This window comes from Stutzerimonas kunmingensis (genome assembly GCF_002929225.1).
Lineage (GTDB): Bacteria > Pseudomonadota > Gammaproteobacteria > Pseudomonadales > Pseudomonadaceae > Stutzerimonas.
The window spans coordinates 1-26954 of sequence record NZ_PISM01000004.1; the positions used below are offsets into that span (position 1 = coordinate 1).

General features: G+C 59.4%; 21 protein-coding genes and 5 tRNA genes. 17 read left to right on the top strand and 9 right to left on the bottom strand.

All coding sequences use genetic code 11. The features are described from left to right. Positions 1-360 precede the first annotated feature (360 nt). The 4 genes from CW305_RS01060 to CW305_RS01075 form a co-directional block, all read right to left on the bottom strand. Positions 361-606, bottom strand: a complete 246-nt coding sequence (locus CW305_RS01060) for a hypothetical protein (RefSeq protein ID WP_104096875.1) — start codon at positions 604-606, stop codon at positions 361-363. Positions 607-688: 82 nt separating this feature from the next. Continuing rightward, positions 689-1312: a hypothetical protein gene (locus CW305_RS01065; protein WP_104096876.1), complete on the bottom strand. Its 624-nt coding sequence runs from the start codon at positions 1310-1312 to the stop codon at positions 689-691. Positions 1313-1426: 114 nt separating this feature from the next. Continuing rightward, positions 1427-2587 carry an AlbA family DNA-binding domain-containing protein gene (locus CW305_RS01070; protein WP_104096877.1) on the bottom strand — a complete coding sequence of 387 codons (1161 nt, stop codon included), beginning with the start codon at positions 2585-2587 and terminating at the stop codon, positions 1427-1429. 300 nt (positions 2588-2887) lie between these two features. Further along, entirely contained in the window at positions 2888-4270 is a 1383-nt protein-coding gene (locus CW305_RS01075) for a hypothetical protein (protein ID WP_104096878.1), read from the bottom strand. A 301-nt stretch (positions 4271-4571) separates the two neighbouring features. Between CW305_RS01075 and CW305_RS01080 the strand changes: the two genes are divergently transcribed. From CW305_RS01080 to tadA, 4 genes are all read left to right on the top strand, one after another. After that, on the top strand, positions 4572-7421 hold the full coding sequence (locus CW305_RS01080) for an AAA family ATPase (protein ID WP_104096879.1): 2850 nt from the start codon (positions 4572-4574) through the stop codon (positions 7419-7421). A gap of 462 nt (positions 7422-7883) precedes the next feature. Then, complete coding sequence (locus CW305_RS01085; protein ID WP_104096880.1) at positions 7884-10601, top strand: EAL domain-containing protein; 2718 nt, start codon at positions 7884-7886, stop codon at positions 10599-10601. Between the two features lie 512 nt (positions 10602-11113). Continuing rightward, on the top strand, positions 11114-12484 hold the full coding sequence (locus CW305_RS01090; protein ID WP_104096881.1) for a multicopper oxidase family protein: 1371 nt from the start codon (positions 11114-11116) through the stop codon (positions 12482-12484). 19 nt (positions 12485-12503) lie between these two features. Next, on the top strand, positions 12504-12986 hold the full coding sequence (gene tadA / locus CW305_RS01095; RefSeq protein WP_014819493.1) for a tRNA adenosine(34) deaminase TadA: 483 nt from the start codon (positions 12504-12506) through the stop codon (positions 12984-12986). On the opposite strand, the gene CW305_RS01100 is transcribed toward tadA, so the two are convergent. Both CW305_RS01100 and argF read right to left on the bottom strand, forming a co-directional pair. After that, positions 12983-14080, bottom strand: coding sequence for an ABC transporter ATP-binding protein (locus CW305_RS01100; protein ID WP_101274640.1), 1098 nt, complete (start codon positions 14078-14080; stop codon positions 12983-12985). The two genes, tadA and CW305_RS01100, sit on opposite strands and share 4 nt — an antisense overlap. Then, the gene (gene argF, locus CW305_RS01105; protein WP_014819495.1) at positions 14077-14997 is read right to left on the bottom strand and encodes an ornithine carbamoyltransferase; all 921 of its coding nucleotides are present in this window, start codon (positions 14995-14997) and stop codon (positions 14077-14079) included. The genes CW305_RS01100 and argF overlap by 4 nt, the downstream gene beginning before the upstream one ends. Before the next feature lie 272 nt (positions 14998-15269). Between argF and grxD the strand changes: the two genes are divergently transcribed. Together grxD and CW305_RS01115 are read left to right on the top strand one after the other, a co-directional pair. Then, positions 15270-15596 (top strand): Grx4 family monothiol glutaredoxin, encoded by a 327-nt coding sequence (gene grxD, locus CW305_RS01110; protein ID WP_014819496.1) that lies wholly within the window; start codon positions 15270-15272, stop codon positions 15594-15596. Between the two features lie 191 nt (positions 15597-15787). After that, on the top strand, positions 15788-16150 hold the full coding sequence (locus CW305_RS01115; RefSeq protein ID WP_104096882.1) for a VanZ family protein: 363 nt from the start codon (positions 15788-15790) through the stop codon (positions 16148-16150). A gap of 232 nt (positions 16151-16382) precedes the next feature. On the opposite strand, the gene CW305_RS01120 is transcribed toward CW305_RS01115, so the two are convergent. Both CW305_RS01120 and CW305_RS01125 read right to left on the bottom strand, forming a co-directional pair. After that, a tRNA-Asn gene (locus tag CW305_RS01120) sits at positions 16383-16458 on the bottom strand. A 102-nt stretch (positions 16459-16560) separates the two neighbouring features. After that, positions 16561-17757 (bottom strand): amino acid aminotransferase, encoded by a 1197-nt coding sequence (locus CW305_RS01125; RefSeq protein WP_031297299.1) that lies wholly within the window; start codon positions 17755-17757, stop codon positions 16561-16563. A 296-nt stretch (positions 17758-18053) separates the two neighbouring features. On the opposite strand from CW305_RS01125, the gene uvrB reads away from it, so the two are divergent. The 7 genes from uvrB (at position 18054) to CW305_RS01160 (ending at position 22979) form a co-directional block, all read left to right on the top strand. Further along, entirely contained in the window at positions 18054-20069 is a 2016-nt protein-coding gene (uvrB, locus tag CW305_RS01130; protein ID WP_104096883.1) for an excinuclease ABC subunit UvrB, read from the top strand. Positions 20070-20223: 154 nt separating this feature from the next. Further along, positions 20224-21705 (top strand): glutamate--tRNA ligase, encoded by a 1482-nt coding sequence (gene gltX / locus CW305_RS01135; RefSeq protein WP_102832467.1) that lies wholly within the window; start codon positions 20224-20226, stop codon positions 21703-21705. A 166-nt stretch (positions 21706-21871) separates the two neighbouring features. Then, positions 21872-21947 (top strand) — tRNA-Ala (locus CW305_RS01140). 73 nt (positions 21948-22020) lie between these two features. Beyond that, a tRNA-Glu gene (locus CW305_RS01145) sits at positions 22021-22096 on the top strand. Positions 22097-22141: 45 nt separating this feature from the next. Beyond that, positions 22142-22217 (top strand) — tRNA-Ala (locus tag CW305_RS01150). A gap of 45 nt (positions 22218-22262) precedes the next feature. Further along, positions 22263-22338, top strand: a tRNA-Glu gene (locus tag CW305_RS01155). Positions 22339-22529: 191 nt separating this feature from the next. Continuing rightward, entirely contained in the window at positions 22530-22979 is a 450-nt protein-coding gene (locus CW305_RS01160) for an acyl-CoA thioesterase (protein WP_104096884.1), read from the top strand. A gap of 13 nt (positions 22980-22992) precedes the next feature. On the opposite strand, the gene CW305_RS01165 is transcribed toward CW305_RS01160, so the two are convergent. Then, a complete protein-coding gene (locus CW305_RS01165) occupies positions 22993-23247 on the bottom strand; it encodes a hypothetical protein (RefSeq protein WP_042924450.1) in 255 nt (84 codons plus the stop codon). A gap of 98 nt (positions 23248-23345) precedes the next feature. On the opposite strand from CW305_RS01165, the gene dinB reads away from it, so the two are divergent. From dinB to gspM, 4 genes are all read left to right on the top strand, one after another. Then, complete coding sequence (gene dinB / locus CW305_RS01170; RefSeq protein WP_104096885.1) at positions 23346-24410, top strand: DNA polymerase IV; 1065 nt, start codon at positions 23346-23348, stop codon at positions 24408-24410. A 330-nt stretch (positions 24411-24740) separates the two neighbouring features. Continuing rightward, positions 24741-25661: an MSHA biogenesis protein MshI gene (locus tag CW305_RS01175; protein WP_104096886.1), complete on the top strand. Its 921-nt coding sequence runs from the start codon at positions 24741-24743 to the stop codon at positions 25659-25661. After that, complete coding sequence (locus CW305_RS01180; RefSeq protein ID WP_104096887.1) at positions 25661-26266, top strand: PilN domain-containing protein; 606 nt, start codon at positions 25661-25663, stop codon at positions 26264-26266. The genes CW305_RS01175 and CW305_RS01180 overlap by 1 nt, the downstream gene beginning before the upstream one ends. After that, positions 26259-26936: a type II secretion system protein GspM gene (gspM, locus tag CW305_RS01185; RefSeq protein WP_104096888.1), complete on the top strand. Its 678-nt coding sequence runs from the start codon at positions 26259-26261 to the stop codon at positions 26934-26936. Before CW305_RS01180 ends, gspM begins: the two co-directional genes overlap by 8 nt. The last annotated feature ends 18 nt before the right edge of the window (positions 26937-26954 follow it).

Here is a 26954-nt window from a genome sequence, read left to right on the forward strand (position 1 = left end):
GGGTCGAGACACGTCCTGGCCGCTACTAATGCGCTCTGTGGGCGACGACCAGCGTTGTCAGTCAGCCGACAGGGATCGCCGCGCACCGAACACCGGCTTGCAGCGTTTTTACACGCTCTGGGCCAGAAGCGGTCATCTGACTCGTTAATTTAATGCATGCGGCTCATATGCGGTTACCAGCAGCCCAATTGGCTTCGAATCTGGCTCGGAGTTTGGCCTCGTTGGCCTGACAAACCTCTACCATGCGCTGAGATTCTGGAAGCAGGCAGCGCTGTGTCGGGGTGAAGTACTTGGACCAGGCACCTTCCTTCCGCCGCTCTTCAGCTGCGGCTCTCGCATGCTCTGCTGCGAGTCTTCTTTCTATCTCGGCTTGTCGACGAGCAGCCTCTTGGCGGGCTGCGACTTCTTCGGGAGAAAGTTGGTGTGAATCGCTGGTGATTGAGGGATGAGGTTGTGATGCAACTGCCTCTCTATGCCGGATAAATCGCGCTCGAGCCTGTTCTCGGCTATATGGATACGCAGCTGATAGATAATCAGCGCGGTGATCACTGTGCCTACAAATCCAATTGCCCATTGAGCAAAGGATTTCGGTCTACGTCGGTTCATATATCCGCCTCCTTGCGCTTAGGCGAATTACCCAAACACTGCCTTTTGCCAATGCTCCTCACTGACGGTGGAGATAATCCGCTCATCCGATGGAGAGGTTTTGCGCAGACATAGATTCATATCGAATCACCGCTCGTGCCCACGGATCACCCTTGCTGGCCGCTTTTTGGATGGATGAGGGCGTAGTAACAAGCCACTTTCCAATTTTTGGCTTCGCCAGCGGTTTCGCCATTCGGGCGTGGCATGCGGCAAGGAAAGGCTCCATCTTTTCGATGATATGCGGCGCCAGATGCGAGATATCCGACGACGGGTAGCGGACAGCCGGGCTATAGATCAGCCCTTTAGGTAACGGGTAGCTCGCATTCCAAAACACCGCTGGCACCTCGCAGGCCTGGAAGCTGGACTCGATTGGCAAGTAGTAAGTTGCCAGGTCAATGATGGAGCCATCTAGCTCGACCCAATAGTGGGAATGCTCGCCAGAGCCGGATGCGTACCCCTGGATCGAAGCCGTGCGTTGATCTCGCGATACGACAAAGGCCCCAAAATTTCCGCCCACGATTACAGGGCTGTAACCTTGGGTCTGCAGCAGCCTGTGCACCCCGAACGACGCATACATACATCGCTTGTAGTAGTCGTCAGGAAACTGGCTTTTCAGACATCTGTCCACTACGCAGAGAACGCGCTCAACAACCGCAGCCTCAACCAAAACAAGCTCCTCCTTGGAACATGGCGACTCAGCAGAAGCTGCAGTTGTAAGGCACCTCGCTGATTTGTACCAGTAATAACGGGGTTCTTCCCCTCCACGGCTTTCGTATCGTTCTTATCTGCACCTAGCTCGCTCCGCTAGGAAGAATCTCTTGTAGCCTTCAAAGTCCAGCGAGAGAACCTCGCCTGTTGTCTCTATTAAGTGCTCTTCTTCAATCGGTGTGGCCAGCTCGCCGCCTAGGATGCGCAGATGGAGGCGCAATCTGCCAGGGGCTTGCGGGAGAATCGCAAGTAATTCCGATCTACCCTGCTCCCCTGGTAAGAGAGACCCAAGGCGAATGTGGCATACCGGGGTTGGGCCGCTTTCATCTACCTCCAGGCTGACATCTTTTTTGGCCAATACCTCCTGTACGGATGCGAGATTGGCTATGTTCCACGTAGGCTTTGGCTCGTCGGGTAAATCGCGTCCAGCGATCATGTGAACCGCTTGGGAGTCAAGAGCTTCTACGGTTACCTCAAGCTTGGAGTTGGACAGCTGTACGCTGGATCGATTGGTCAGCACGAGTCGCATTGCAATGCATGCTTCGTTCACGCGCGTGTACTCGCCGTGCTCCCGCCAGAAATCATTGTTGTCTCTATCAAGGCCTATAAACTCGGGCGGATCAAACGGGCCACGGGGCTTGCGTGGTTTCTCGAAGTCCGGAAATTTCTCGGTGAAATGCAAGTAGGTGTGAGCAAAGCTATTGGGGAGTTCTTCGTTCCCGGGAGTCAGTAGGGACAGCTCGATTCTCAGATCGCCACGACCGCTATCCTCATTTGCCATCGCGATGGTCTCGACCGGCTCTGCTTCGTCAGTGCTGCTACCTCGGCGGACATACACCACATTGCTTTTAAGCTTGCCGTAAGGGCTTGCGAGGTAAAATGGCCGCTTCTGCTTTGGGATGATGATGACGCCGATGGTCTTCTCCTCGTAAACGTGCTCCTCGTAGCGGAACGTCAGCTTCGGCTTCACCTTGCTGTTCACGAACTGCTGTATCCGAGAGTCGTCGATGCTGTCTTGGATGCCGACAACTTCAGCAGGGTGGGGGCGCTGATCCTTGAACCCTAAAAGGATGTAGCCAGTGCCTTCGCGCCAGGAGTTGGCGATTGCGAGAATGTCCTTGAGCAGCTCTGATTTATCGGCCTCAGTGCCGCTATTGAAACGGTACTGGGCAGATTTGAAGTCAATATCAGTGCTCTCGCTCTTGTAGCGCAGCATGTTTAGCAGATCAATCATCTACGCCCTCACGCCTTGATTTGGTGTGAGCCCGATTTGAGCATTATGATCACCTAAGCGGTAGGTGGAATGAGTAGAGCTATGAAGGAGAGCTTGGTCTTCGGTTAAGGGTGCCTATGGGCAGCTGCCGGCCAGATAGCGGACGGTCTCACAGGATCTGAGCAGACCATCCTTGAGGCTTGAAGACATCTATGAAACTAGGGGCGATTCATTCAGGCCCTTCAAACTTACGGCTCATACTTGAAATTACTCAAAAGAAGGTTTGCCCAGTAGCCGCAGCATTTCTTGAGACGGCCCCCGTCACTGCGGGACTTTTGCAGCTTTGTCTTGTGCCCAGTGAGTCGTGCCCTCCACGGCTTCTGCCGGGCCAGAGGCGAGCATCAAGGTCTGGAAAGGGAAGAGAACAGCCAAGTCAGGCACGCGGGCAAAATCTTGTACCGTTTCGGCCCACTCGTAGGTGTCCTCGAACGGGTAGTAATTGACGGCGTGCACGAAGACCCCAAGCACCGTTGTCTCAGAGGCGTCGTAGTTGGAGATGTTGTCGATGTTCTTGTCCCGGCGTAGCTCCTCGATTTCCACTCCATCTCGAGTCTCATACCAGACGTGCACAACACCAGGGCGGTCTGGAGGAATCTGGGTCACGCCATCGTTGACTAGACCCTTGAAGTGCTTAGAGCGTAGAGAAAGCGACTTATCATGCTCACAGCACCATTGGGCGCCTACGCAGCAGCCAACGTCTTTGACGAACATATTGAGGAAGTCATTGTTGCTACCCGGACGAATGACCCGTGCACCGATGGTCGCGATGCTTCGCTTTTCATTGCTGTCCACATCGCCGAATACCAGCAGCTCGTGCTGAGGGCTATTGGGCCTGACGGAGAATTTTAAGTAGTGGCGCTTGAGGCTCTTCTTGTCGATAGCTCGTATTTGACCGCTGACTGACCCAGCCCTTACCTTTTCCCCTCTAGCTTTGATGGCTAGGTCCACCAATTTGATCACCTCGCCCGTTGACACATCGGCGACCTGATCATGGAAAGTTAGGTCAACGGTGCACCAAGGCGCGGCCTTGAGCATGTGACGGCTCAACTGAGTCCATATGTTTGTCCAGGCTTCCTCTTCGGTCCGTGAGTACTTCGTTTGTTTATCCGCCCGTTTACATTCGACGTAGAGCTCTTCCTCGCCCATTTTGACGAGCAGGTCTGGCGATCTCTTTTTCCCATCAGGCCAAGTGATGCTGTTTTCGGGGATAAAAGAAACCTCATAGCCGTTCTTCAAGTAGAACGCGGCGGTCAGCAGCTCAAATAACTGCTTCTCTGGCTGATTGTTGTTCGCCAGCATCTTGTCTAGAACAGCTTCTACGTTGGGCACGACGCGAAGCAGATGAGCAACAGCTCCTATGGCCATGGCATAGGTGTAAACACGCCTGCTGCTGTAGGCGGAGTCGCTATAGGGGAAGTCATGGGCTAGGTATGACGCGAGGATGTACCAGTCGATGTCATCGTCTGCGGGTATGAAGAGCTGGGACTCTATCGGCAGCCTGATGTCGAAACTCGACTCCTTCTCTCGGATGCGCTTCACATAGTCGGCTTTGCGCTCGGCCCAGACATCTGGGCCAAGCCGATCCACAAGCAGCTTGTAAAACGCTTTGATTCTTGCGCGCTCAATCCGATCGACGACATCCATGCGGTCTCTCTCCAACTTGTGACCGATGAGATTACCTCGGAGACATATCAACGTACCACCATCGCGGTTTATATCAGCCACTGGCTTGAATGCTTCCTTCTTAGCCTACTGAAGCCCGTTGTGACTGATGGCTACCGCCATTAGCGGCCTCTCCAAAGATTAGCTGCGGCATCCGTCGGCTTATCAGGTGTGGTACCAGGTTCAGATCGGCAGCGCTCCACATTAGCGAAGGTTGGCCTAGCTGTGATGGTTTTCTGATTTCAGTCCGGCTACGATCATGCGCTTCAGGGAGGAGGGCGCGATGAGCCAGTACCTTTTGAGTTTTGCAAGGCAGCATCTTGAAGAGCGCACTGACGCATACCTCGTGCTGCTCTGGTGCATGTACCAGGCGAACCAAAGCAAGGGGCGCTATTCCGACCATATCAAAACGCACATCACCGCGGCAGCCGACCATCTGCTGGGGCGCAACTATCAGCGCATCGCCTCTCGCTTCAAAAAGGTGCTCGACAACAAGCCGGAACTGGATCGGATACCGCCTTCCGGCCTTGGAGCTTTGGACTACCTTCGCGTGAAAAACTTCCGAGGCTTCGGAGAGTTTGGCCCTGACGACAACGGCTCTTTCATCCGCTTCAGCAAGTTGAAAAATGTCTTCTACGCGCCCAATGGCGGTGGTAAATCGTCCTTGTGCGAGGCGTTGGAGTTCGGCACCACAGGAGACATCAAGGAAGCGTCTAGGCGCAAGACCAAGCTTAGGCAGTACATCGCCCGGGGAGACATTCGGCACGAGCTCTTGCTGAAGGGAGCGGACAAGCTTCCGGTCAAACCAAGCATAAGTTGGTCGAGTTGCTTCATAGACCGTAACCGCCTTCAGGAGTTTTCCCTGCTGGGTTCCAAGGACACCGGCAGTATCGAGAGTGATGTCCTGGCGACCCTGTTTGGCTTGGAAGAACTCCAAGAGGTCATTGCACGGTTCGTCAGGCCTGAAAGCTTCTCGCTCAAGCCCCTCATGCGTGCCGACCAAGCCGAGGCTCTGAAAACTCTGGAGCACACTTGCAGCAGCCTGGGCCAGCAGAGGCGTAAGCATAGGGCAGACCTTTGGGTATCAATTTCCCAAATCTGCGAGCTGCTTGGGCTGCGGTCAGATCAAGACTTTGAGATTCGCCCCAAGGTATTGCGGCTTCGAAAAACAATAGAAATGCATATCCGTGGAGCTGAGCGCCTTCGAGCCGCCAAAGCTCCATTCGCTATCCCGCTGAAGCAGGTGAGGCGCGTCTGTACTATCGCTCAGCGCTTGCTCCACCGCAGAGCCGATATCGAGATGGTATTTCTGCAGAGGGCCAGCGAGGTCAATTATCGCGCCGTTTTCGAGGCCTTGGAAGCTGTCGAGCTGCAGTCGAGGGCAACTTGCCCTGCATGCCTGACGCCCCTCGACAAGGTGACAGTGAACCCATTCGAGAGGGCGCGAGAGCAGATCAAGGCGTTGGGTGCACTGGAATCCCTGAAGCAATCCAGGCTGCGAAATGACGCGCGGATCGCGCTCTGGGCATCACGAGTTGCCACGGGAATCGGCGCTGTGAAGGGCAATGAGTACGCCGACGTACCCTGCCAGCTGAGGATGGACGAGTTAGAAGCGGTGCTTGCAGAATTTCATGCCGCTACCGATCGCTCGGAGGTGGCTCCGTCAGTTCTCGACTCATTCCTGAAACTCTGCGCCGAGCGTGCCGATCAGATCGAGGCTTACCTGCGAAACTGTGAGCGCAAGTACCGGGAGGTTGGCCAGGCAGAAGCCCAGGCAGCCCGCCTTGAAGCACGGGTGGTGCAACTGAAAGCGATTGATGATTCATTGAAGCAACTGTTCGACCGTAAAACGCGTGCGGAGAGCGAGTTCAAAGCCTGCAACGGTCAGATGGCAGAATTGGTAAGGCAAAAAGCAGCCTTGCTCAACGACGCAGTCGATAACAGTCGCTTCAACCAGCTGCTCAAAGATCTCGAGGCTGAGTACCGAACGCTGTACCGCGATCTGCTGGATTACAAGCTCGAGCTGGAGAAAGCGCGAATCACCGGGATCGAAGCCAAGGCAGCCGAGTACTACCGCGCTATCAACAATCACGACGATGACCATGAGCAGATCGCGTCGTTGAGCTTCGACCGGCAGGCGGATAACTACCGGATCAAGATCACCAACGTGGATGGATCATTGCTCGATGCGTTTGCTGTGCTCAGCGAAGGGCATCTGCGAGCATTGGGCCTGTCAATCCTCCTGGCGATGGCTGAGAAAAACAACTTCCCGCTCATCGTCTTTGATGACGTCGTCAATGCGATCGACACCGATCACCGATCGAACATTATCGACCTGTTCTTCAGCGACGCTTACCTGCGCCGGATCCAAATGGTCGTCACCACCCATGACCGCCTCTTCTGGGAACGATTCTGCATCATCGCCGACCGTCACCCTCAGTGCGATCAGCATACTAGCCACGTGCTCAGCTACACGAACAAGGGCATCGTGGTGATTGATCACGAGGGTGGTTTCCAGAAGAAAGTCTACGTGGCGCTGTCGGTCTTCGACGTCCGTCAGGCATTGCTTTATTGCCGTATTTGGTTCGAATCCATGGTGCTTGAGTTTTGCATTGAAAACGGCGTCACAGTCACGGCCAACTTCAACAAGTGGCAGTTGAAGAAGAGCATGTATCTGCAGGTCAGCCTAGAGCACACCTTCTCGTTGGTGGAGACTTTCATCGACTACGACCTGTCGCACTTCAATCTCATCAAGAATGACTTGGTCAACTGGACTGGGCAGAACCAGGAGCATCACGCCTTCGACGAGGGCAGCCTGAACTTTGTGCACTCCAAGACCAGCAGTGAGGTATTGAGAATCTACGATGCCATCCGCTTCTTGGAGTGCCAGCTCTTCCCGGCGAGGAAAAAGGAGTCCGGGGAGAAGTACCTTGCCGAACTTAATGAGAAGATCGAGAGAAGCCAGAGGAAGTTAGCAGGGCTCGCTAAAGCACCAGTAGAGGTGCAGAAGGAGCATCAATCAGCTTTAAAAGCTTTGGAAAAGCGTGCCGGCGAGCTTGATCAGGAGCTTCAGTTCATCGAGCAGTGTCTCGCCAGCGTCGCTCAGCGCGAGCAAGCTAAAGAGCTGCCATGATCTCTACTCAGCTTGGCTCAGATCTGGCTACTTTGGGCTGAAATTCTGCGGGTTCTCAACAGCCGCTTCTGGCCGAAAGCTGCTAAATGATGTTCTGCCGTCCGACCTCACGTTTTCGCTCTGTTGTCTGAGGGATTCCCATTTTGAGGCATCCGGCGATCCGCCGTCGGGCTCGCGGGCTGCGCCCCTCGCCTCGTGCCGAGTCGCGGCCATCCGGCTTTGATCCCTGACGTCTCCGGCCCTTGAGGGCCTGCGCGCTCCGCTTGCCCCGATCCGTGGCATGGGTGGAGTGAGGGGGCGGTCTTGCTGTTCCCTTTACCGTATCACGGCGTTCTCGCCGTCAAGGGCGGCGCGTGCTTTGCACGCTGGCGTCCTGGCGGCCGTCAGTGACCCCTGACAGCTGCGCTGCGCCGTGCTGGCGCCGGTTCCGGGCAATTCCGCCCGAGCAACCGGAGCACGACCATGTCGCAACTTTCCTTTTCCTCGTTCGATGCCATGCTGCTGGTGCGTGATGCACAGGGGCGCTACCTGCCGGCATCTGTAGATCAGATCCTGAGCGTGGCGCGTCAGGCGATTGATCAGAAGTACCAGCGCGGGGCGCTGTTTGACGCACCGGAAGTGGTCAAAGATTACCTGAGTACCAAGCTGGTCGGTTTCGAGCACGAGGTGTTCGCAGCGCTGTTCATGGACAGCAAACATCGGTTGCTTGAGTACGTTGAGTTGTTCCGCGGCACCATCGATCAGGCTTCGGTGTATCCGCTCTCCTATTCCGTTAAGCGAATGACCGATACGCTTGACCGTAACGTGATCGAGCACAGCCATTTCTTGATAGAGAAGGCGTTAAGTCACAGACAGGCCATGCTTCGGCAGGGAATGGCCGCATTCGTCACGCTCAATAACGCCTCAACCGATCCGCAATCGCGAGCTAAGATGGCGGCTCCAGACGTGCTTTTTTACAGCCTCGATTTCGATGCCCTTATGGTGTTTGGCTCCGGCGTCGAAAAAACTCAGGCGCTCACTTCCGAGGCAGTGCGGGACAGCGATCTGCTTCAGCGGCTCGGCGTTGGGTTGGATGGGCTGTTAGAGCAAGCCCGGCGGGGTGGCCCCGATGCGTTGACAGGTGGAATTCTGCGGCTCGATGACACGTTGGTGCTCGCTGCTGCGGCAAATGCTTTGCCTGAGGATCAGGTCGCCCTGAGACGGGCTTCCGGCACCACCTTGGTTCTGATTGATTTGCTGGATCCGGACGAACTGCTGCGGCTCGGCTTCCAATACGGACTGATCGATTTACATTTAATTGGCCAAGGTGAGGGTGGTGCGATATCAGAAGATGGCAGCCTAGCGCTCACCGACCTGGCGGGCGCCTCGGTAATCTTCGGCTGGTCGGCTCCTGAGTTCGGTCATGAGATGCTTGAAGGGCTGCTACCGATAGTCGGCTCCTCTGCGGTATTAATGCTTCTTCTAATAGGGTTGATCGCCCTTGATGCGGTGAGGGCATCGCGACGCCTTGAAGATAGTCACTCGGCGCTTACGGTCAGCCAGGCAAGCCTTGCTAGTAGTGAGAAGCGCTTTCGTGATATCGCCGAGGCTGCATCGGACTGGTTGTGGGAAACCGATGAGCGCTTGAGGTTGATATACCTCTCCGAACGGTTTGAACGCGTCACCGAATTCAAAGCCAGCCAATGGCTGGGACGCCCGCTAGATGAGCTGCTTCAGGCTGATACGCAGGGTATCGCGCTGTGGTTACAGACACAGAGCAGAAAACCCTTGCGTTGCAAGTATTCGGACCGTAACGGTGACGTTCGGATCTGTCGCCTGGCGTCGCGGCCGATCATGGCGGACGGGAAATGTGCCGGTTACAGAGGTACCGCCAGCGACATCACCGAGGAGGTAAAAGCGCAGACGCAGGTAGAGCATCTATCCATGCACGACGCTCTGACTGGCCTGCCCAATCGTAACAACTTGCACAGTTTTCTGGCCGGCAAGCTGGGAGCCAATAGGCCGTTGGCAATGATCAGTCTGGACCTGGATCGATTTAAGCCAGTAAATGACACCCTTGGGCACGCTGCAGGCGATCTGGTGCTCCAGGAAATGTCGCTCCGTTTGCTTAACTGTACGCGCAACGAAGACCTCGTCGCTCGGCTTGGCGGCGACGAATTCATCATGGTACTTGATGGCATAAGCTCCCAGGAAAGCATTGAGGCGCTTTGTGTACGCCTTATCGATCAGATCAAACAACCGATCGTATACGAAGGCCAGAACATCTTCGTCGGCGGAAGCATCGGTATTGCGCTTGCGCCGCAGGACGCGACCGAGGCGAACGAGCTGTTGCGCTGTGCGGACATTGCGCTCTATCAGGCCAAGGAAGATGGACGTGCCACGTGGCGGTTCTACGCCAGCGAAATGAACCAGCGGTTATTACAAAGACGACAGCTTGAGATGGACCTGCGGCAAGCCATGGCTATGGGGGAAATGGCGCTTCAGTATCAGCCGCGCTATCGAACAAATGGTATGCACATCATCGGAGCTGAAGCACTGGTGCGCTGGCAGCACCCACTGAAGGGGTTGCTCGGCCCGGCGCACTTCATTGACCTAGCGGAGGAAACCGGGCTCATCGTTCCGCTCGGACGATGGGTGTTAAATGAGGCCTGCAACGAAGCAGCACGCTGGCCCGAGCATATCTGCGTGTCAGTCAACCTGTCCGTTGTCCAGTTCCGTCAGAGCGACCTCCGACTGGATGTTCAGCGGGCACTGACGGAAGCCGGTCTGGCTGCCTCGCGGCTTGAGCTGGAGGTTGCCGAGAGCATTTTGCTGGATGAGTCCGCAGGTGCGTTAGCAACCCTCAATGCGCTCAAGGAATTAGGCGTACGCCTGACCATGGACCACTTCGGTACGGGCTATTCTTCGCTCAATTACCTACGAAGTTATCCGTTCGACGGGTTGAAGATAGATCGCAGCTTCATTGGCAACGCGCTAAGTTCTGCTAATGACCGTTTGATCATCAAGGCAATCGTTGGGCTCGCGGAGGCCTTGGAGCTCACGGTTACCGCCGAGGGCGTTGAGACTGGTGAGCAGCTTGAATGGTTGGAAGAAGCAGACTGCGCAGTGGTGCAGGGTTTTCACATATGCCAGCCTCAATTCGCTCAAGAAATGGAGCGACTGGTTCAGGAGATGGGATGATGCGAATGTTAGTGGCTAACAGGCTAGGGAACTGCACACATGCCATGAACAAGTTTTCTAATCATTAAGTTAAGGGCGATTATGTCGACTATTTCAAGCGAGACAGTTATTTAGTCCTTGCAAGCGGATCACCATGCGTCAACAAACTTCAATAAACCCGCCCAACCCCGGATTGTGCGTAAAGGCTCTGGTTTTGCCGCATCCGACGGCATTGGTCAAGGATGCTAAAGACGGCTAAAATTGCCGGCGACCGCTAAGTCTTCACTGTTCGAATAGCTCCATCACCGCGCAATATAGATGCTGGCGGAATGGCGGTAAATGTGACGGTAAAACCTATATCGATTAAATTTGTCCCTTTAACCATGCGGGTTTAGGCGACCTATTGATGATTGAGTGGGAATGATCTGAAGCAATGAGGGCAGCCCAGGCTGCCCTCATGCTATGCGCAGCCTCCGCAGAGGGGCGCGTCGAGCCTGATGGGCCCATCAACTCGGACTGGCTGGAGCCCATGCATGTCCTTTACCCGTAGACAGATTCTCACCGGCCTGGCCGGTCTTGGTGTTGTCGGCTTCGCCGGCAGTGGCGCGCGCTACTGGCTCGGTCGCCCGGCCGACATCACCACTCATGACTACGAACTGATTGCCGCCCCGCTGGACGTGGAGCTGGTGCCCGGTCACGTCACGCCTGCCTGGGCCTATGGTGGGCAAGCGCCTGGCCTGGAGCTGCGTGGCCGTCAGGGCGACTGGCTGCGGGTGCGCTTCATCAACAATCTGCCCGAGCCCACCACCATCCATTGGCATGGCATTCGTCTGCCGCTGGAAATGGATGGCGTGCCCTACGTATCGCAGTTGCCGGTGTTGCCCGGCGAGTTCTTCGACTATCGCTTCCAGCTGCACGATGCCGGCAGCTTCTGGTATCACCCGCACACCAGCAGTGCCGCGCAGCTGGGTCGCGGGCTGGTCGGTCCGCTGATTGTCGAGGAGCGCGAACCAAGCGGTTTCAGGCACGAGCGCACGCTCAACCTGAAAAGCTGGCATGTCGACAAGCAGGGGGCGTTCACCGAATTCAGCGTGCCGCGCGAGGCGGCCCGTGGCGGTACGCCGGGCGTGCTGTCGACGGTGAATGGCACACATGCGCCCACGCTTGATTTGCCGGCCGGGCAGGTCGTGCGGCTGCGGCTGCTGAATCTCGACAACACCCTGACCTATCGCCTGAACCTGCCAGATAGCGAGGCGCGCATCTATGCGCTCGATGGACATCCGGTCGTTCCGATGCCGCTGGGCAAGGAGTACTGGCTCGGTCCGGGCATGCGTATCGACCTGGCGCTGAAGGTGCCGGAGGCCGGCATGGAGCTGTCCTTGCGCAATGGTCCGCTACGGCTGGCGACGCTGCGCTCGGTGGCGCATGACGAAGTCGCCGGCGACTGGCCGCCGGCGTTGCCGGCCAATCCCGTGGCGGAGCCGGATCTGCAGCGCGCGGAAACGCTGCGCTTCAACTTCGAGTGGGCCGGTACCTTGTCGACAGACGCCGCGCAGGGCGGCGCCTATACCTTCTGGCAGATCAACGGCGAGGCTTGGGACATCAACGACAAGACCTGTGCCGATCGCCCGATTGCGACGCTGAAAAAGGATGGCCATTACATCTTCGAGCTGCGCAACCTCAGTCAGTACCAGCATCCGATTCATCTGCACGGTATGACCTTCAAGGTGATCTCGTCCAATCGCCGCAAGATCGATCCGTGGTTCACCGATACCTACCTGCTGGGCAAGAACGAGACGGCCCGTATCGCGCTGGTCGCCGATAATCCGGGTGTCTGGATGTTTCACTGTCATGTCATCGACCACATGGAAACCGGGTTGATGGCAGCGATCGAGGTGGTATGAGACAGGGCGGAGTAGGGCAGTGAGGAAGCCGCAGATCATCGACCGCAGCCAGGACGAGCGCTTCATGCGCGAAGCCCTGGCGCTGGCGGCGCAGGGCGCTGCGTTGGGAGAGGTGCCGGTCGGCGCTGTGCTGGTGCAGGATGGGCAGATCATTGGGCGCGGCTTCAACTGCCCGATCTCCCGACACGACCCCAGTGCGCATGCGGAAATGGTCGCGGTGCGGGATGCGGCGCAGGTGCTGCAGAACTATCGGCTACCCGGCGTGACGCTCTACGTCACGCTGGAGCCGTGCAGCATGTGTGCCGGTCTGATCGTGCATTCGCGGATCCAGCGCGTCGTCTATGGCGCCACCGAGCCGAAGGCCGGCGTGGTTGTCAGTCGCGGCCAGTTTTTCGATCAGGGCTTTCTCAACCACCGGGTGCTGGTCGAGGGTGGTGTGCTGGCCGAGGAGTGCGGGATGGTGCTCAGCGAGTTCTTCCGCCAGCGCCGGCAGAAGGGTTAGCGCGCCGCTGTTGTCGGCTGCAGCGTTTCATGGGCGGCGACGCTGCCCTGTGCCGGAAATACCACCAGATGGTCGGCGGCGATGGCGATGCCGACTTCCTGCCCGGTGGGGTAGTCCGCATGGCTGGTGAAGATCGCCACCAGTTGATTGCCGGTGGGCAGCTGCAGCCGGTACAGCGTCGACGCGCCGAGGAAGGTCTTGCCGACGATAAGCGCCCGCAGCGGGCTGTCCGGCTTGTAGACGATGTCATCCGGGCGCAGCAGCACATCCACCGAGCTGCCTGCCGGCCAGGTGTAGGCGCGGTTGCCGCGAATCACACCGAGTTCGGTCTGCACGGTTTCCGGGTCTAGCAGCTGCCCTCGGATGAAATAGCCCTGGCCGATAAAGCTGGCCACGAAGGGCGTCAGCGGTTCGTGGTAAAGGTTGAACGGGGTGTCCCACTGCTCCAGGCGACCGTCCTTGAACACGCCGACCTGATCGCTGACGGCGAAGGCTTCTTCCTGGTCGTGGGTAACCAGAATGGCGCTGGTGTTGCGTGCCTTGAGGATCTCGCGCACCTCATGGCTGAGGCGCCGACGCAGTTCGACGTCGAGGTTGGAGAACGGCTCGTCCAGCAGCAAAAGTGCAGGCTCGGGCGCCAGGGCGCGGGCCAGTGCGACGCGCTGCTGCTGTCCCCCGGAGAGCTCGTGCGGATAGCGTCTGCCAAGGGCGGCCAGGTGCACCAGTTCGAGCATCTCGGAGACGATTCGCGAGCAGTCAGGCTGCTTGCGAATCCCGAAGGCAATGTTTTCCGCCACGGTCAGATGGGGAAACAGCGCGTAGTCCTGAAAGACCATGCCGATGCGGCGCTTCTCCGGCGCCAGGGTAAAGCCCGAGCGGGAAATGACCGACTCCGCCAGGTGGATTTCGCCTTGGTGCACCGGCTCGAAGCCGGCGATGGCACGCAGCGTAGTGGTCTTGCCGCAACCGGACGGGCCCAGCAGGCAGCCGATGTCGCCGCGGTTCAGATGCAGGTTGAGGTGCTGGACGATGCTCTGCTCGCCGTAGCCGCAGGCCAGGTCACGCAGTTGCAGCAGCGGCGGCTCGTGTTTCATGCGTGGTGGTAGGCCGGCTCGACGAGAAACTCCAGCAGCGCCTTCTGTACATGCAGGCGGTTCTCGGCCTGATCCCAGGCCACGGAGCGCGGATCGTCGAGCAGGTCGTGGCTGATCTCCTCGCCGCGGTGGGCCGGCAGGCAATGCATGAACAGCACGTCCTCGGCCGCGCAATCGAGCAGAGCGCGGTCCACCTGATAGGGGCGGAACGTGGCCAGGCGCGCTGCGGCTTCGTCTTCCTGGCCCATGGAGGCCCAGACGTCGGTGCTGATCAGGTGTGCGCCTGCAGCCGCTTCGCGCGGATCACGCATTACCTGGACGCGATCACCGGCGCGCGCCATCAGTTCGGCGTCGGGCTCGTAGCCCTCGGGGCAGGCGACCTTGAGCTGGAAGTCGAACTGGATGGCGGCTTCTATATAGGTATTGCACATGTTGTTGCCGTCGCCGATCCAGGCCACCGTCTTGCCGGCGATGCTGCCGCGGTGCTCATGGAAGGTCTGCATATCGGCCATCAGCTGGCAGGGGTGCAGGTCATCGGAAAGACCGTTGATGACCGGCACGCTCGAGTTGGCGGCAAAGTCGGTGAGGGTCGAGTGGGCGAACGTGCGGATCATCACCGCATCGAGCATGCGGGACATGACGATGGCCGAATCGCTGATCGGCTCGCCACGCCCGAGCTGGGTGTCGCGCGGGGACAGGAAGATCGCCTGGCCGCCGAGCTGGATCATGCCGGCTTCGAACGACAGCCGGGTGCGGGTCGAGGCCTTCTCGAAGATCATGCCCAGCACGCGATTCTTCAGGGGTTCGAACAGGACGCCGCGCTCGCGCAGATCCTTCAGCTCGATGCCGCGGCGGACCAGGCTGTTCAGCTCCTGGGGCGTGCAGTCCATCAGTGAGAGAAAATGCCTTGCGCTCATATCAACTACCTTTATTGCCGCAGCGCGATCCAGTGCTTTTCGACAGAAAAAGGGGACCGACGACTGGGGGTCGCACGGGGAGCGACGAAACGGGAAAGGCGCGATCTTATCCAGAAAGCGAGCATAGGCGCAAATCCGCAGCCCACGGCCTCCGGTGGGCTGAATCGCCGTGCTGACGGCCTTTGCGCCGCAACAAAGCCGAGTCCTCCGCTCGGCTTTCCCACGCTTTTTCCGTTACAATGCGCGGCAACCGTGTCTAGCCGAGGTACTCCATGGATATCATCGAAACCATCAAAGAACAGATCGCCAACAACCCGGTGCTGCTTTACATGAAGGGTTCGCCCAACGCCCCGCAGTGCGGTTTTTCCGCTCGCGCGACCCAGGCGGTAATGGGCTGTGGCGAGAAGTTCGCTTATGTCGACATCCTGCAGAACCCGGAAATTCGTGCCAGCCTGCCGACCTATGCCAACTGGCCGACCTTCCCGCAGCTGTGGGTGAATGGTGAGCTGGTCGGTGGCAGCGACATCATCCTCGAGATGTTCGAGAACGGCGAGCTGCAGACCCTGATCAAGTCTGCTGTCGGCAAGACCGAGGCCTAAGGCCCGGTCTGACCGCGTAGGCTTTGCTGATGCCCGCATCGAAGGATGCGGGCATTTTTGTTTGTGCCGCTCTGCTGAATAACGCCGCTCGGCTGACGCGTTGATCTTTATGGTCTTTCCCGGGTCAGAGGTCGCGGTGAGGGTGTTTCCCTCTGTTCTGTTTGATCCCTTGACGTGAGAGACGCCACCTGATGCCCTATATGCGAATGCTGCCCTTTCTGATCGTGCTGGCGCTCGTCCTGTTCAACGGCTTGAAGCCGGAACCGGTACCGCAGCTGTTCGATCAGCAAGACAAGCTGCATCATCTGCTGGGTTTCGCCGCGCTGGCGTTCACCCTTCGTCTGGCGTTCCCGCGGGTGCCATTCCTGTGGGGGCTGGGTCTGACAGTTATTGCGGCACTGTCGATCGAGGTCGGGCAGGGCATGCTGCCTTATCGGACCGCCTCGCGCTGGGACATGCTGGCCAATGTGTTGGGCGTGCTGCTGGGCTGGGGCTGCTCGGTTGTGGCGCAGGGCTGGTGGCGTCAGCGGCTGGGCGAACCGCTGACCGAGTAGGACGCGAATAACCTGGGATGCAGTCCCTGGTGAGAGTCCAGCGGAAATAAAAAAGCCCCGGTATCAACCGAGGCTTTGAAATTTGGCTCCGCGACCTGGACTCGACAGCGAAGCTGAACGCGCTTCAGCGCGGCCCCGAAGGGGTGAGCGAAGCGAATAACCTGGGACGCAGTCCCTGGTGAGAGTCCAGCGGCAATAAAAAAGCCCCGGTATCAACCGAGGCTTTGAAATTTGGCTCCGCGACCTGGACTCGAACCAGGGACCCAATGATTAACAGTCATTTGCTCTACCGACTGAGCTATCGCGGAACAACGGTGCGTATCCTACTGTTTGCAAAAGAGAAGTCAACCCTTTGCGCCGCTAGGAACGGCGCCGCGCCCGGGGTCTGAGAGGGTCCCGGGCGGCTGGAGTCAGAGCACCTGAACGATGGCGTCAGTGACGTGACCGATGTTGTTGCGGTTCAGTGCGGCGGCGCAGATTCGACCGGTGCTGATGGCGTAGACGCCGAACTCGACACGCAGTCGCTCGACCTGCTCGGCCGTGAGGCCGGAGTAGGAGAACATGCCGCGCTGGGCGGCAACGAAGCTGAAGTCCGTCTTCGCGCCTTTGGCCGCCAATTGCTCGACCATGCTCAGGCGCAGCTCGCGGATGCGGCTGCGCATCTCGCCCAGCTCGGCTTCCCACATGGCGCGCAGTTCCGGGCTGTTGAGCACCGCGGAGACGATCGTGGCGCCGTGGGTCGGCGGGTTGGAATAGTTGGTGCGGATCACGCGCTTGACCTGCGACAGTACGCGAGCCGACTCCTCGCGGCTCTGGGTGACCATCGACAGCGCGCCGACGCGTTCGCCGTACAGCGAGAAAGACTTGGAGAACGAGCTCGAAACGAAGAAGGTCATGCCCGACTCGGCGAAAAGGCGCACGGCGGCGGCGTCCTCTTCGATGCTGTCGCCGAAGCCCTGGTAGGCGATGTCGATGAACGGCACGTGATCCTGGGCACGCAGCACGTCGAGAATCTGCTTCCAGTCATCCAGGTTCAGATCGACGCCGGTCGGGTTGTGGCAGCAGGCGTGCAGCACGACGATGGAGCGGGGTGGCAGGTTCTTCAGGTCCTGCAGCAGGCCGGCGCGATCGATGCCGTGATTGCTCGCGTCATAGTAGCTGTAGCTCTGGACCGGGAAACCGGCCGACTCGAACAGCGCGCGATGGTTTTCCCAGCTCGGGTTGCTGATGGCTACCACGGCGTCCGGCAGCAGGCGCTTGAGGAAGTCTGCGCCGACTTTGAGTGCGCCGGTTCCGCCCAGCGCCTGGGTAGTCACCACCCGGCCTTCGGCGATCAGCGGAGAATCGTTGCCGAACAGCAGCTTCTGTACGGCAGCATCATAAGCGGCAATGCCCTCGATCGGCAGATAGCCGCGGGGCGCGTGGGCAGCGATGCGGGCATGCTCCGCCTCGACCACGGCGCGCAGCAGTGGAATGCGACCTTCTTCGTTGTAGTAGACACCGACACCGAGGTTGACCTTGTTCGGCCGCGTGTCGGCGTTGAAGGCTTCATTGAGGCCGAGGATAGGATCGCGCGGCGCCATTTCGACAGCAGAGAACAAACTCATGGTGAGGGGGCTCGAAAGAGAAGAGTGACTAGATTCACCACCCTCGCGTCGGCGCGCAGGGTGATGCGCAAACGGGGCGGTAGTATAGCGGTCAAGCCTGTTGCCTGCGATATGCTACCGAGGTTTTCTGATCACTTTCGGTGCGTTTTGCGTACTGGAAAGATGGGCGGTTTCTCGGCTCTGCGCGCCCATCGCTGGTGGCGGATTCCAGGATCCGCTGGCTGTCGTGCCAAACCGCTGGATGGCTGTTCGAAAGTCCGGCTGTCAAGCTCGCACATGTTACCTAGAGAGGCGAAATGTCCAAGTTCGAACTGGTCACCCGTTTCAAGCCGGCCGGCGATCAACCGGAGGCCATTCGGCAGATGATCGAAGGCATCGAGGCGGGGTTGTCGCACCAGACGCTGCTGGGCGTTACGGGCTCGGGCAAGACCTTCAGCGTCGCCAACGTCATCGCCCATGTGCAGCGGCCTACGCTGGTGCTGGCGCCAAACAAGACGCTGGCCGCGCAGCTCTATGGTGAGTTCAAGGCGTTCTTCCCGAACAATGCGGTCGAGTATTTCGTTTCCTACTACGACTATTACCAGCCGGAAGCCTATGTGCCGTCGTCGGACACCTTCATCGAGAAGGATGCATCGATCAACGATCACATCGAGCAGATGCGTCTGTCGGCAACCAAGGCGCTGCTGGAGCGCCCGGATGCGATCATCGTCACCACTGTGTCGTGCATCTACGGTCTGGGTGATCCGCAGTCATACCTGAAGATGGTCCTGCACGTCGATCGAGGTGATCGGCTCGATCAGCGCGAGCTGCTGCGCCGGCTGACTGGACTGCAGTACACCCGCAACGACATGGATTTCGCTCGTGCGACCTTCCGTGTGCGCGGCGACGTGATCGACATCTTCCCGGCGGAATCGGATCTCGAAGCGGTGCGCATCGAGCTGTTCGATGATGAGGTGGAGAGCCTGTCGGCCTTCGATCCGCTGACCGGGGAGGTCATCCGCAAGCTGCCGCGCTTCACCTTCTATCCCAAGAGCCACTACGTGACGCCGCGGGAAACCCTGCTCGACGCGATAGAGAAGATCAAGGACGAGCTGCGCGAGCGGCTCGATTACCTGCGCAGTCAGAACAAGCTGGTGGAGGCGCAGCGGCTTGAGCAGCGCACGCGTTTCGATCTGGAAATGATTATGGAGCTGGGTTACTGCAACGGCATCGAAAACTACTCGCGCTATCTGTCCGGGCGCGATGCCGGCGAGCCGCCACCGACGCTGTTCGACTACCTGCCGGCCGACGCGCTGCTGGTGATCGACGAGTCCCACGTTTCGGTGCCGCAGGTCGGCGCGATGTACAAGGGCGACCGCTCGCGCAAGGAAACCCTGGTGGAGTATGGCTTCCGGCTGCCATCGGCGCTGGATAACCGGCCGATGCGCTTCGACGAATGGGAGGCGATCTGCCCGCAGACCATCTTCGTCTCCGCGACACCCGGACCTTACGAGGCCGAACATGCTGGCCGCGTGGTGGAGCAGGTCGTGCGTCCGACGGGCCTGGTCGATCCACAGATCGAGGTGCGTCCTGCACTGACCCAGGTCGACGATCTGCTGTCGGAGATTCGCAAGTGCGTGGTCAAGGAGGAGCGGGTGCTGGTCACCACGCTGACCAAGCGCATGGCCGAGGACTTGACCGACTACCTGGGTGATCACGATGTGCGCGTTCGCTACCTGCATTCGGACATCGATACCGTGGAGCGGGTCGAGATCATCCGCGACCTGCGGCTGGGCACTTTCGATGTGCTGGTGGGCATCAACCTGCTGCGCGAAGGCCTGGATATGCCTGAGGTGTCGCTGGTGGCGATCCTCGATGCGGACAAGGAAGGCTTCCTGCGTTCAGAGCGCTCGCTGATCCAGACGATCGGCCGCGCGGCGCGCAATCTCAACGGTCGCGCGATTTTGTATGCCGACAACATCACCGGGTCCATGCAGCGCGCCATGGACGAAACCGAGCGGCGGCGCAACAAGCAGATTGCCTTCAACGAGGCCAACGGCATCGTGCCCAAGGGCGTGAAGAAGGACGTGCAGGACATCCTCGAAGGCGCAACCGTACCAGGCTCGCGCAGCAAGAAGCGGCGTGGCGAGGCGAAAGCGGCGGAGGAGAGTGCGCGTTACGAGAACGAACTGCGTTCGCCGAGCGAGATCACCAAGCGGATTCGTCAGCTGGAAGAGAAGATGCTGAGTCTGGCGCGCGATCTGGAGTTCGAGGCGGCCGCCGAGGCGCGCGACGAGATTCACAAGCTGCGCGAGCGCTTGTTGCAGGTCTAGCAAGCTATTCTGGCGGATCGACCGTTTCGGCCTGTCCCGGAGCGTCTCCTTCGGGACGCTCTCGCTCTGCTTCCCGGTGTTCGGCTGGAGCCGGCTGCGCAGCGCCTGCTAACATTCGTCCCCTTTCCGTATGTCCTACCGTCCGAGAGCATTCATGACCACGGTTCGCACCCGCATCGCGCCATCTCCGACCGGCGATCCCCACGTCGGTACTGCCTACATCGCGCTGTTCAACCTGTGCTTCGCCCGACAGCACGGTGGCCAGTTCATCTTGCGCATCGAGGATACCGATCAGGTGCGCTCGACCCGTGAATCCGAGCAGCAGATCTACGATGCGCTGCGCTGGCTGGGCATCGAATGGGACGAGGGTCCGGACGTTGGCGGTCCGCATGGCCCGTACCGGCAGAGCGAGCGCGGCGAGATCTACAAGAAGTACTCGGACGAGCTGGTCAGCAAGGGTCATGCGTTCCCGTGCTTCTGCAGCAGCGAGCGCCTGGATCAGGTGCGTGCCGAGCAGATGGCGAACAAGGAAACGCCGCGTTATGACGGCCATTGCATGCACCTCGATCCGGCCGAAGCTCAGCGTCGCATCGCTGCGGGTGAATCCCATGTAATTCGGATGAAGGTGCCGAGCGAAGGCGTGTGTCAGGTCAACGACATGCTGCGCGGCGCCGTCGAGATCGGCTGGGATCGCATGGACATGCAGGTACTGATGAAGGCCGATGGCCTGCCGACCTACTTCCTCGCCAACGTGGTCGATGACCACCTGATGGGCATCACTCATGTGCTGCGTGGCGAAGAGTGGCTGCCGTCGGCGCCCAAGCTGATCAAGCTGTACGAGTACTTCGGCTGGGAGCAGCCGCAGCTGTGCTACATGCCGCTGCTGCGCAATCCCGACAAGAGCAAGCTCTCCAAGCGCAAGAATCCGACCTCGGTGACCTTCTACGAGCGCATGGGTTTTCTGCCACAGGCGATGCTCAACTACCTCGGGCGCATGGGTTGGTCGATGCCTGACGAGCGCGAGAAATTCACTCTGAACGAGATGATCGAGCACTTCGACATCCATCGCGTATCGCTCGGCGGACCGATCTTCGATCTGGAGAAGCTTTCCTGGCTGAACGGCCAGTGGCTGCGCGAACTACCGGTCGAGCAGTTCGCTGCCGAAGTGCAGAAGTGGGCATTCAATCCGCAGTACATGATGCAGATCGCGCCGCACGTGCAGCAGCGCGTGGAAACCTTCAGCCAGATTGCGCCATTGGCTGGCTTCTTCTTCTCCGGTGCATTGCCGCTCGACCCCGCATTGTTCGCGCACAAGAAGCTCGATGCGACGCAGGTGCGCCAGGTCATGCAGCTGATTCTGTGGAAGCTGGAAGCACTGCGCCAGTGGGAAAAGGAGCGCATCACCGCGTGCATCACCCAGGTGGCGGAACATCTTGGCTTCAAGCTGCGCGATGTGATGCCGCTGATGTTCGCCGCCATCACCGGGCAGGCCAGTTCGGTATCGGTACTCGACGCGATGGAGATTCTCGGCCCGGATCTGACGCGATTCCGCCTGCGCAACGCACTCGAGTTGCTCGGTGGCGCGTCGAAGAAGGAAGCCAAGGAGTGGGAGAAGCTCGCGGCGTCGATTGTCTGAGTGCGGGGCAGGGGCGGTGCTTGTGACCAGCATCGCCCCGAGGTGGTGGCGTTACCATTCGTCGGTGGTAAGTAGTTGTTCCTAATGCCAAAAAAACTTCGGCCCGTTCGAAATTGTTGTTGACACTACTTGGGGGCGCCCCTAATATGCGCCCCGTCCTCGAGATGGGGCTATAGCTCAGCTGGGAGAGCGCTTGCATGGCATGCAAGAGGTCGACGGTTCGATCCCGTCTAGCTCCACCAATCTCGAAGAGCAGAATTGCCACCAGCTTGTATTTGCCGCATAAGCGATACAGGTTGCGCTTGAAGGGTTTGCGTCCCCTTCGTCTAGTGGCCTAGGACACCGCCCTTTCACGGCGGTAACAGGGGTTCGAGTCCCCTAGGGGACGCCATTATTAAGCGATGTTCGACATCGCGCGTCGAGAGACGATAAATCTGGGGCTATAGCTCAGCTGGGAGAGCGCTTGCATGGCATGCAAGAGGTCGACGGTTCGATCCCGTCTAGCTCCACCAATCACGGCTTGTCGATTGATTGTTCGGCAGGTTTGCGAAGGTTTCGTCCCCTTCGTCTAGTGGCCTAGGACACCGCCCTTTCACGGCGGTAACAGGGGTTCGAGTCCCCTAGGGGACGCCATTTTTATTGCCCGTTTTGGGCTTCAAGGGGTCATCTTTCATGAGATGGCCCTTTTTGTTTTGCGCGGTCGAAAAGTCGGATGAGTCGCACTGCGCTGAATGTCTTGTCATTGCTCGCAGCAACAGGCGTGACTCGTCGCGGCCGCTGCGGTTTCATAGGTCATCGCAAACGGCCAACGAGGCTTGCAACGAATGAGCTGGGATCAGGCGGACGCGTTTACCATCGACCTGCAGGTGCAGTCCGAGCATATCGACGAGCTGGGCCATGCCAACAATGCGGTCTATGTAACCTGGCTGGAGCGGTGTGCCTGGCAGCATTCGCAGAGTCTGGGATTGGGCATCCACGACTACCGCCGCCTCGACCGGGCGATGGCGGTGCTGCGGCACGAGATCGATTATCTGGCCGCGGCCTACGAAGGCGATCTGCTGCAGTTGGGAACCTGGATTTCCGAATCCGATCAGCGTTTGAAGATGAAACGCAATTTCCAGCTGATCCGACCGGCCGACGGCGCTACGCTGCTGCGCGCGCAGACGACTTTCGTTTGCATCGAGCTCTCCAGCGGGAAACCCAAGCGCATGCCGCCGGAGTTCATCGACGGCTACGGTAAAGCGCTGGTTCAGCCGTACCCGCTGGAGCTTTGACGAAGCTGGTTGCTCAGCCGCGCTGCTCGGGCTTCATGACGTCGCTCTCGCGGCGCTTCTCGGCATCCTCGCGCCAATCTTCCTGGATTTCCTCTTTCATTTTCGGGTCGGCGCCGCCATCTTCGTTCTCGCGAACCATTCCCTCGCCTTTCTTTTCCTGCTGGATGTTGGTGCCTTGCGGCTGAGTGTTCATCATGTCCTGGTCGGCCAGCGCAACCGCGGAAAACAAGCTGCCCAGTGCGATGATGCCTGCGTACAAGATTTTCATCTGAACCTCCGGCTATCGGGTGATAAAGGACTTACCATCTCAATAACCGACCTGCTGCGCTGAAGATTCGTTCACTCCTGTCCGGTGCCCTGTTTTCCGTGAGTCAGTCCACCCTTCGCAAGATCATCCATATTGATTGCGACTGCTTTTACGCCGCGATCGAGATGCGCGACGACCCCAGTCTGGCTCGGCGGCCGATCGCAGTTGGTGGCGCTGCGGATCGGCGCGGGGTCATTGCCACGTGCAACTACGAGGCGCGTGCATATGGTGTTCGCTCGGCCATGGCGTCCGGGCACGCACTGAAGTTGTGTCCTGATCTGCTGATCCTGCGGCCCCGCATGGATGCCTACCGGGAGGCTTCGCGTGAGATCCATAACATCTTTCGCACCTACACCGAGCAGATCGAGCCGCTGTCGCTGGACGAGGCTTATCTGGACGTCACTGCCTGCGAGCATTTTTCCGGTAGCGCCACGCGTATTGCCGAGGACATCCGGCGTCGGGTCTGGCAGCAGCTGCGCATCACGGTGTCGGCGGGTGTTGCTCCGAACAAGTTTCTCGCCAAGATTGCCAGCGAATGGAATAAGCCCGACGGCCTGTTCGTCATTACCCCGGCACAGGTCGACGATTTCGTACAGGCGCTGGAGGTCAAGCGGCTGCATGGTGTTGGTCGCGTCACCGCTGAGAAGCTCGGCCGGCTCGGCATCCGCACCTGTAGCGACTTACGCGAGTGGCGCAAACTGGATCTGGTCCGCGAGTTCGGCGCGTTCGGTGAGCGGCTCTGGGGGCTGGCGCGCGGCGTCGATGAGCGGTCGGTGCAGGTGGAGAGTCGGCGCCAGTCGGTAAGCGTCGAGCAGACCTACGACAAGGATCTGCCGGACTTGGCGGCGTGCCTGGAGCGTCTGCCGGAGCTGCTGCAGCAGTTGGCTACCCGCATGGCGCGCCTCGACAACGGCTATCGACCCGGCAAGCCCTTCGTAAAGCTCAAATTCCATGATTTCACCCAGACCACAATGGAGCAGGCTGGCGCCGGACTCGAAATCGACGACTACGCCGATCTGCTCGCCATCGCCTTCTCCCGTGGTGCGCGGCCGGTTCGGTTGATTGGCGTCGGCGTGCGGTTGGTCGATCTGCGCGGTGGTTTCGAGCAGCTCACTCTGTTCTAAGAGCGCCAGTTTCCTTTTCCTGCATCCATCGCGTGCTCATTCCGCTGACTACCGTTCGTCAGGTGCTTAGTTTGTGATGCCCTCGTGCGACGAAAGGGCTTAAGCCGATATAGCGCCAGCTTATTAATTAACCCAGAATGCGCGCGATACTTGACGTCCTTAGATTGACGCTTTTCTGGTGCGCGATTGATTTACGACAATATTTGGACGCACCCATCGGATATTGTTAGAGTCACGCCAGATGGCAATATGCTATCTATTTGACGCCCTCAATATCGATTCTCTGCTTTCTGGCAGTTGAGCACCGACGTCTTGGCGAGGGAGCCAGTGGTGGGTCTGTTTTCCAAAACCAAGAAATCAAAACCAGCCGGCATGCTCGGCATCGAGGCTGGTCCGCAAGGCATCGCATTGGCGCAGGTCGTTCGGGCGGCTGGCGCACGACCGATGCTGCCGTACTGCGAACACCTGGAAGGCAGTGCCGACGCACAGGCAGCGCTGCTGGAAAAAACCGTAAGCGAGCGGGCCTTGCAGGGCCTGCCGGCAAACGTGCTGCTACATCCTTCCGAATACCAGATGTTCCTTCTCGAAGCGCCTGAAGTGCCGCCGCAGGAATTGCGTGACGCCATGCGCTGGCGCATCAAGGACATGATCAGCCAGTCGCTGGACGATGTGGTGATCGACTGTTTCGCACTGCCCGAGGACGCCTATCGCGGGCGCACGCGCATGGTCTATTGCGCCGTTCTCGAGAAAACCCGGATGCAGCATTACGCCCAGCTCGTGCGTCAGGCCGGTCTGCACATGGCGAGCATCGACATCACCGAGATGGCGTTTCGCAATCTGGGCTCGCTCGCCGGCGCCGAAGGCCTGAATCTCGCACTGCTGCGCCTGCGCACCAGCGAAGGCCTGATCTGCATCCAGAACGGCGCCGACCTTTACATGGCGAGGCGTATCGAGCAGGGGCTGGCCCGCGCCGCCCAGGATCTGGGCAGTACGACACTGGAAATCCAGCGCTCGCTTGACTACTTCGAGAGCCAGCTCGGCAAGGGCTATATCAATCGCTTGATGTTGCTGCCCATGAAGCAGGATGGCGAGCGCGCCTATCAGGGGCTGGCCAGTGGCCTGGCGGTGAACCTGCAACGCCTCGACCTGCGCGAGCTCTTCCCCGGCCAGCCGGGTGCCGAGATGTCCGAAGCGCAGCAGGCGTTCTGCATTGGCGCCGTCGGCGCCGCCCTGCGTCAGGACGCCGTCTGATGCAGAACGTCAATCTCTATCAGCGCGAACGTCGTCAGCAGGGTGGCCCGCGTCCGCGGCAACTCCTGCTTGGCGCATGTGTACTGGCGCTTGCCCTGGCTTCGCATGCTGCCTGGCAGGGCTGGAACCTCAAGCAGCGCGCCTCGGACCGTCAGTTGGCCGAGGCGCAGGCGGTCTCTGCAGAGGCGCAGCTGGCTGCATTCAAGGCCAACTATCGGGAACCGACGCTGGATACCCGGCTGCCTGCGCAACTGGCAGAGCGGGAAGCGGAGAACCGCCAGCTGCAGCGCCTCGCAACGCACCTGCGAACGCTCGATGGCCAGCTGCGCGGCGGCTTCGCGCCTGTACTGACGGCGCTGGCCGATCGGCACCCGCCGCGCGGGCTGTGGCTGACCCGCATCCGTCTGCAGGCGGGCGGCAGCGACATGCTGTTGCGCGGCTTGAGCCAGGATCAGGAACTGCTTCCGCTTTATCTGGAAAGCCTCGGGCGCAGCAAGACGTTGCAGGGTCGCGAGTTCGGTAGCTTCGATCTGCAGCGCGACGACAGCGGCCTGCTGGCGTTCCGCCTGGCATCCCGTGCGGCGGAGGAGGGCGACGATGAATAACGCCATGCAAAACCTGCGGCAGCGCTGGCAGGCGCTGGCGCCGCGCGAGCAGTGGCTGAGCGTGCTGGTCGGCGCTTCCCTGCTGGGCATGCTTTATCTACTGCTAGTGGCTGAGCCGCTCGCCCAGCGCATCGCCCAACAGAACAGCCAGCTGCGTCTCGCCGAAGCCCGTCAGCTGGAGGCGAACAATGCGTTGCTCGAACTTCAGGCCAAGCTCGCGGCCGACCCCAATCGTCCTTATCGCGACGCACTCGATATTGCACGCACCAGCCGCGAACAGATTCTGCGCAGCATCGACGAGGAGACCCGCTCACTGGTTTCACCTGCACGCATGAAAGCGCTGCTGCAGGACCTACTGCGCCGTCAGCCTCAACTGCAGATGGTCGCGCTGCAGAGCTTCAGCGCGCCGCTGGAGTTGCCGGCCGGCGCGACGGATGCGGCGAAGGATGCGCCGCCAGCGGCGGTCAGCTTCTACCGGCACGGCCTGCGTCTGACCCTGCAAGGCGGCTATTTCGACCTGCTCGATTACCTGCAGGCGGTGCAGAACAGTGGCTGGCGTCTGCATTGGGACAGCCTGGACTATCACATCGATGAGGCCGGGCCGGACAAAGCGCGGATCACGCTGGAGCTGCATACCTTGAGTCGCGAAGCGGGGTGGGTTGGTGTCTGATTTTTCTCGTGCGTTCTG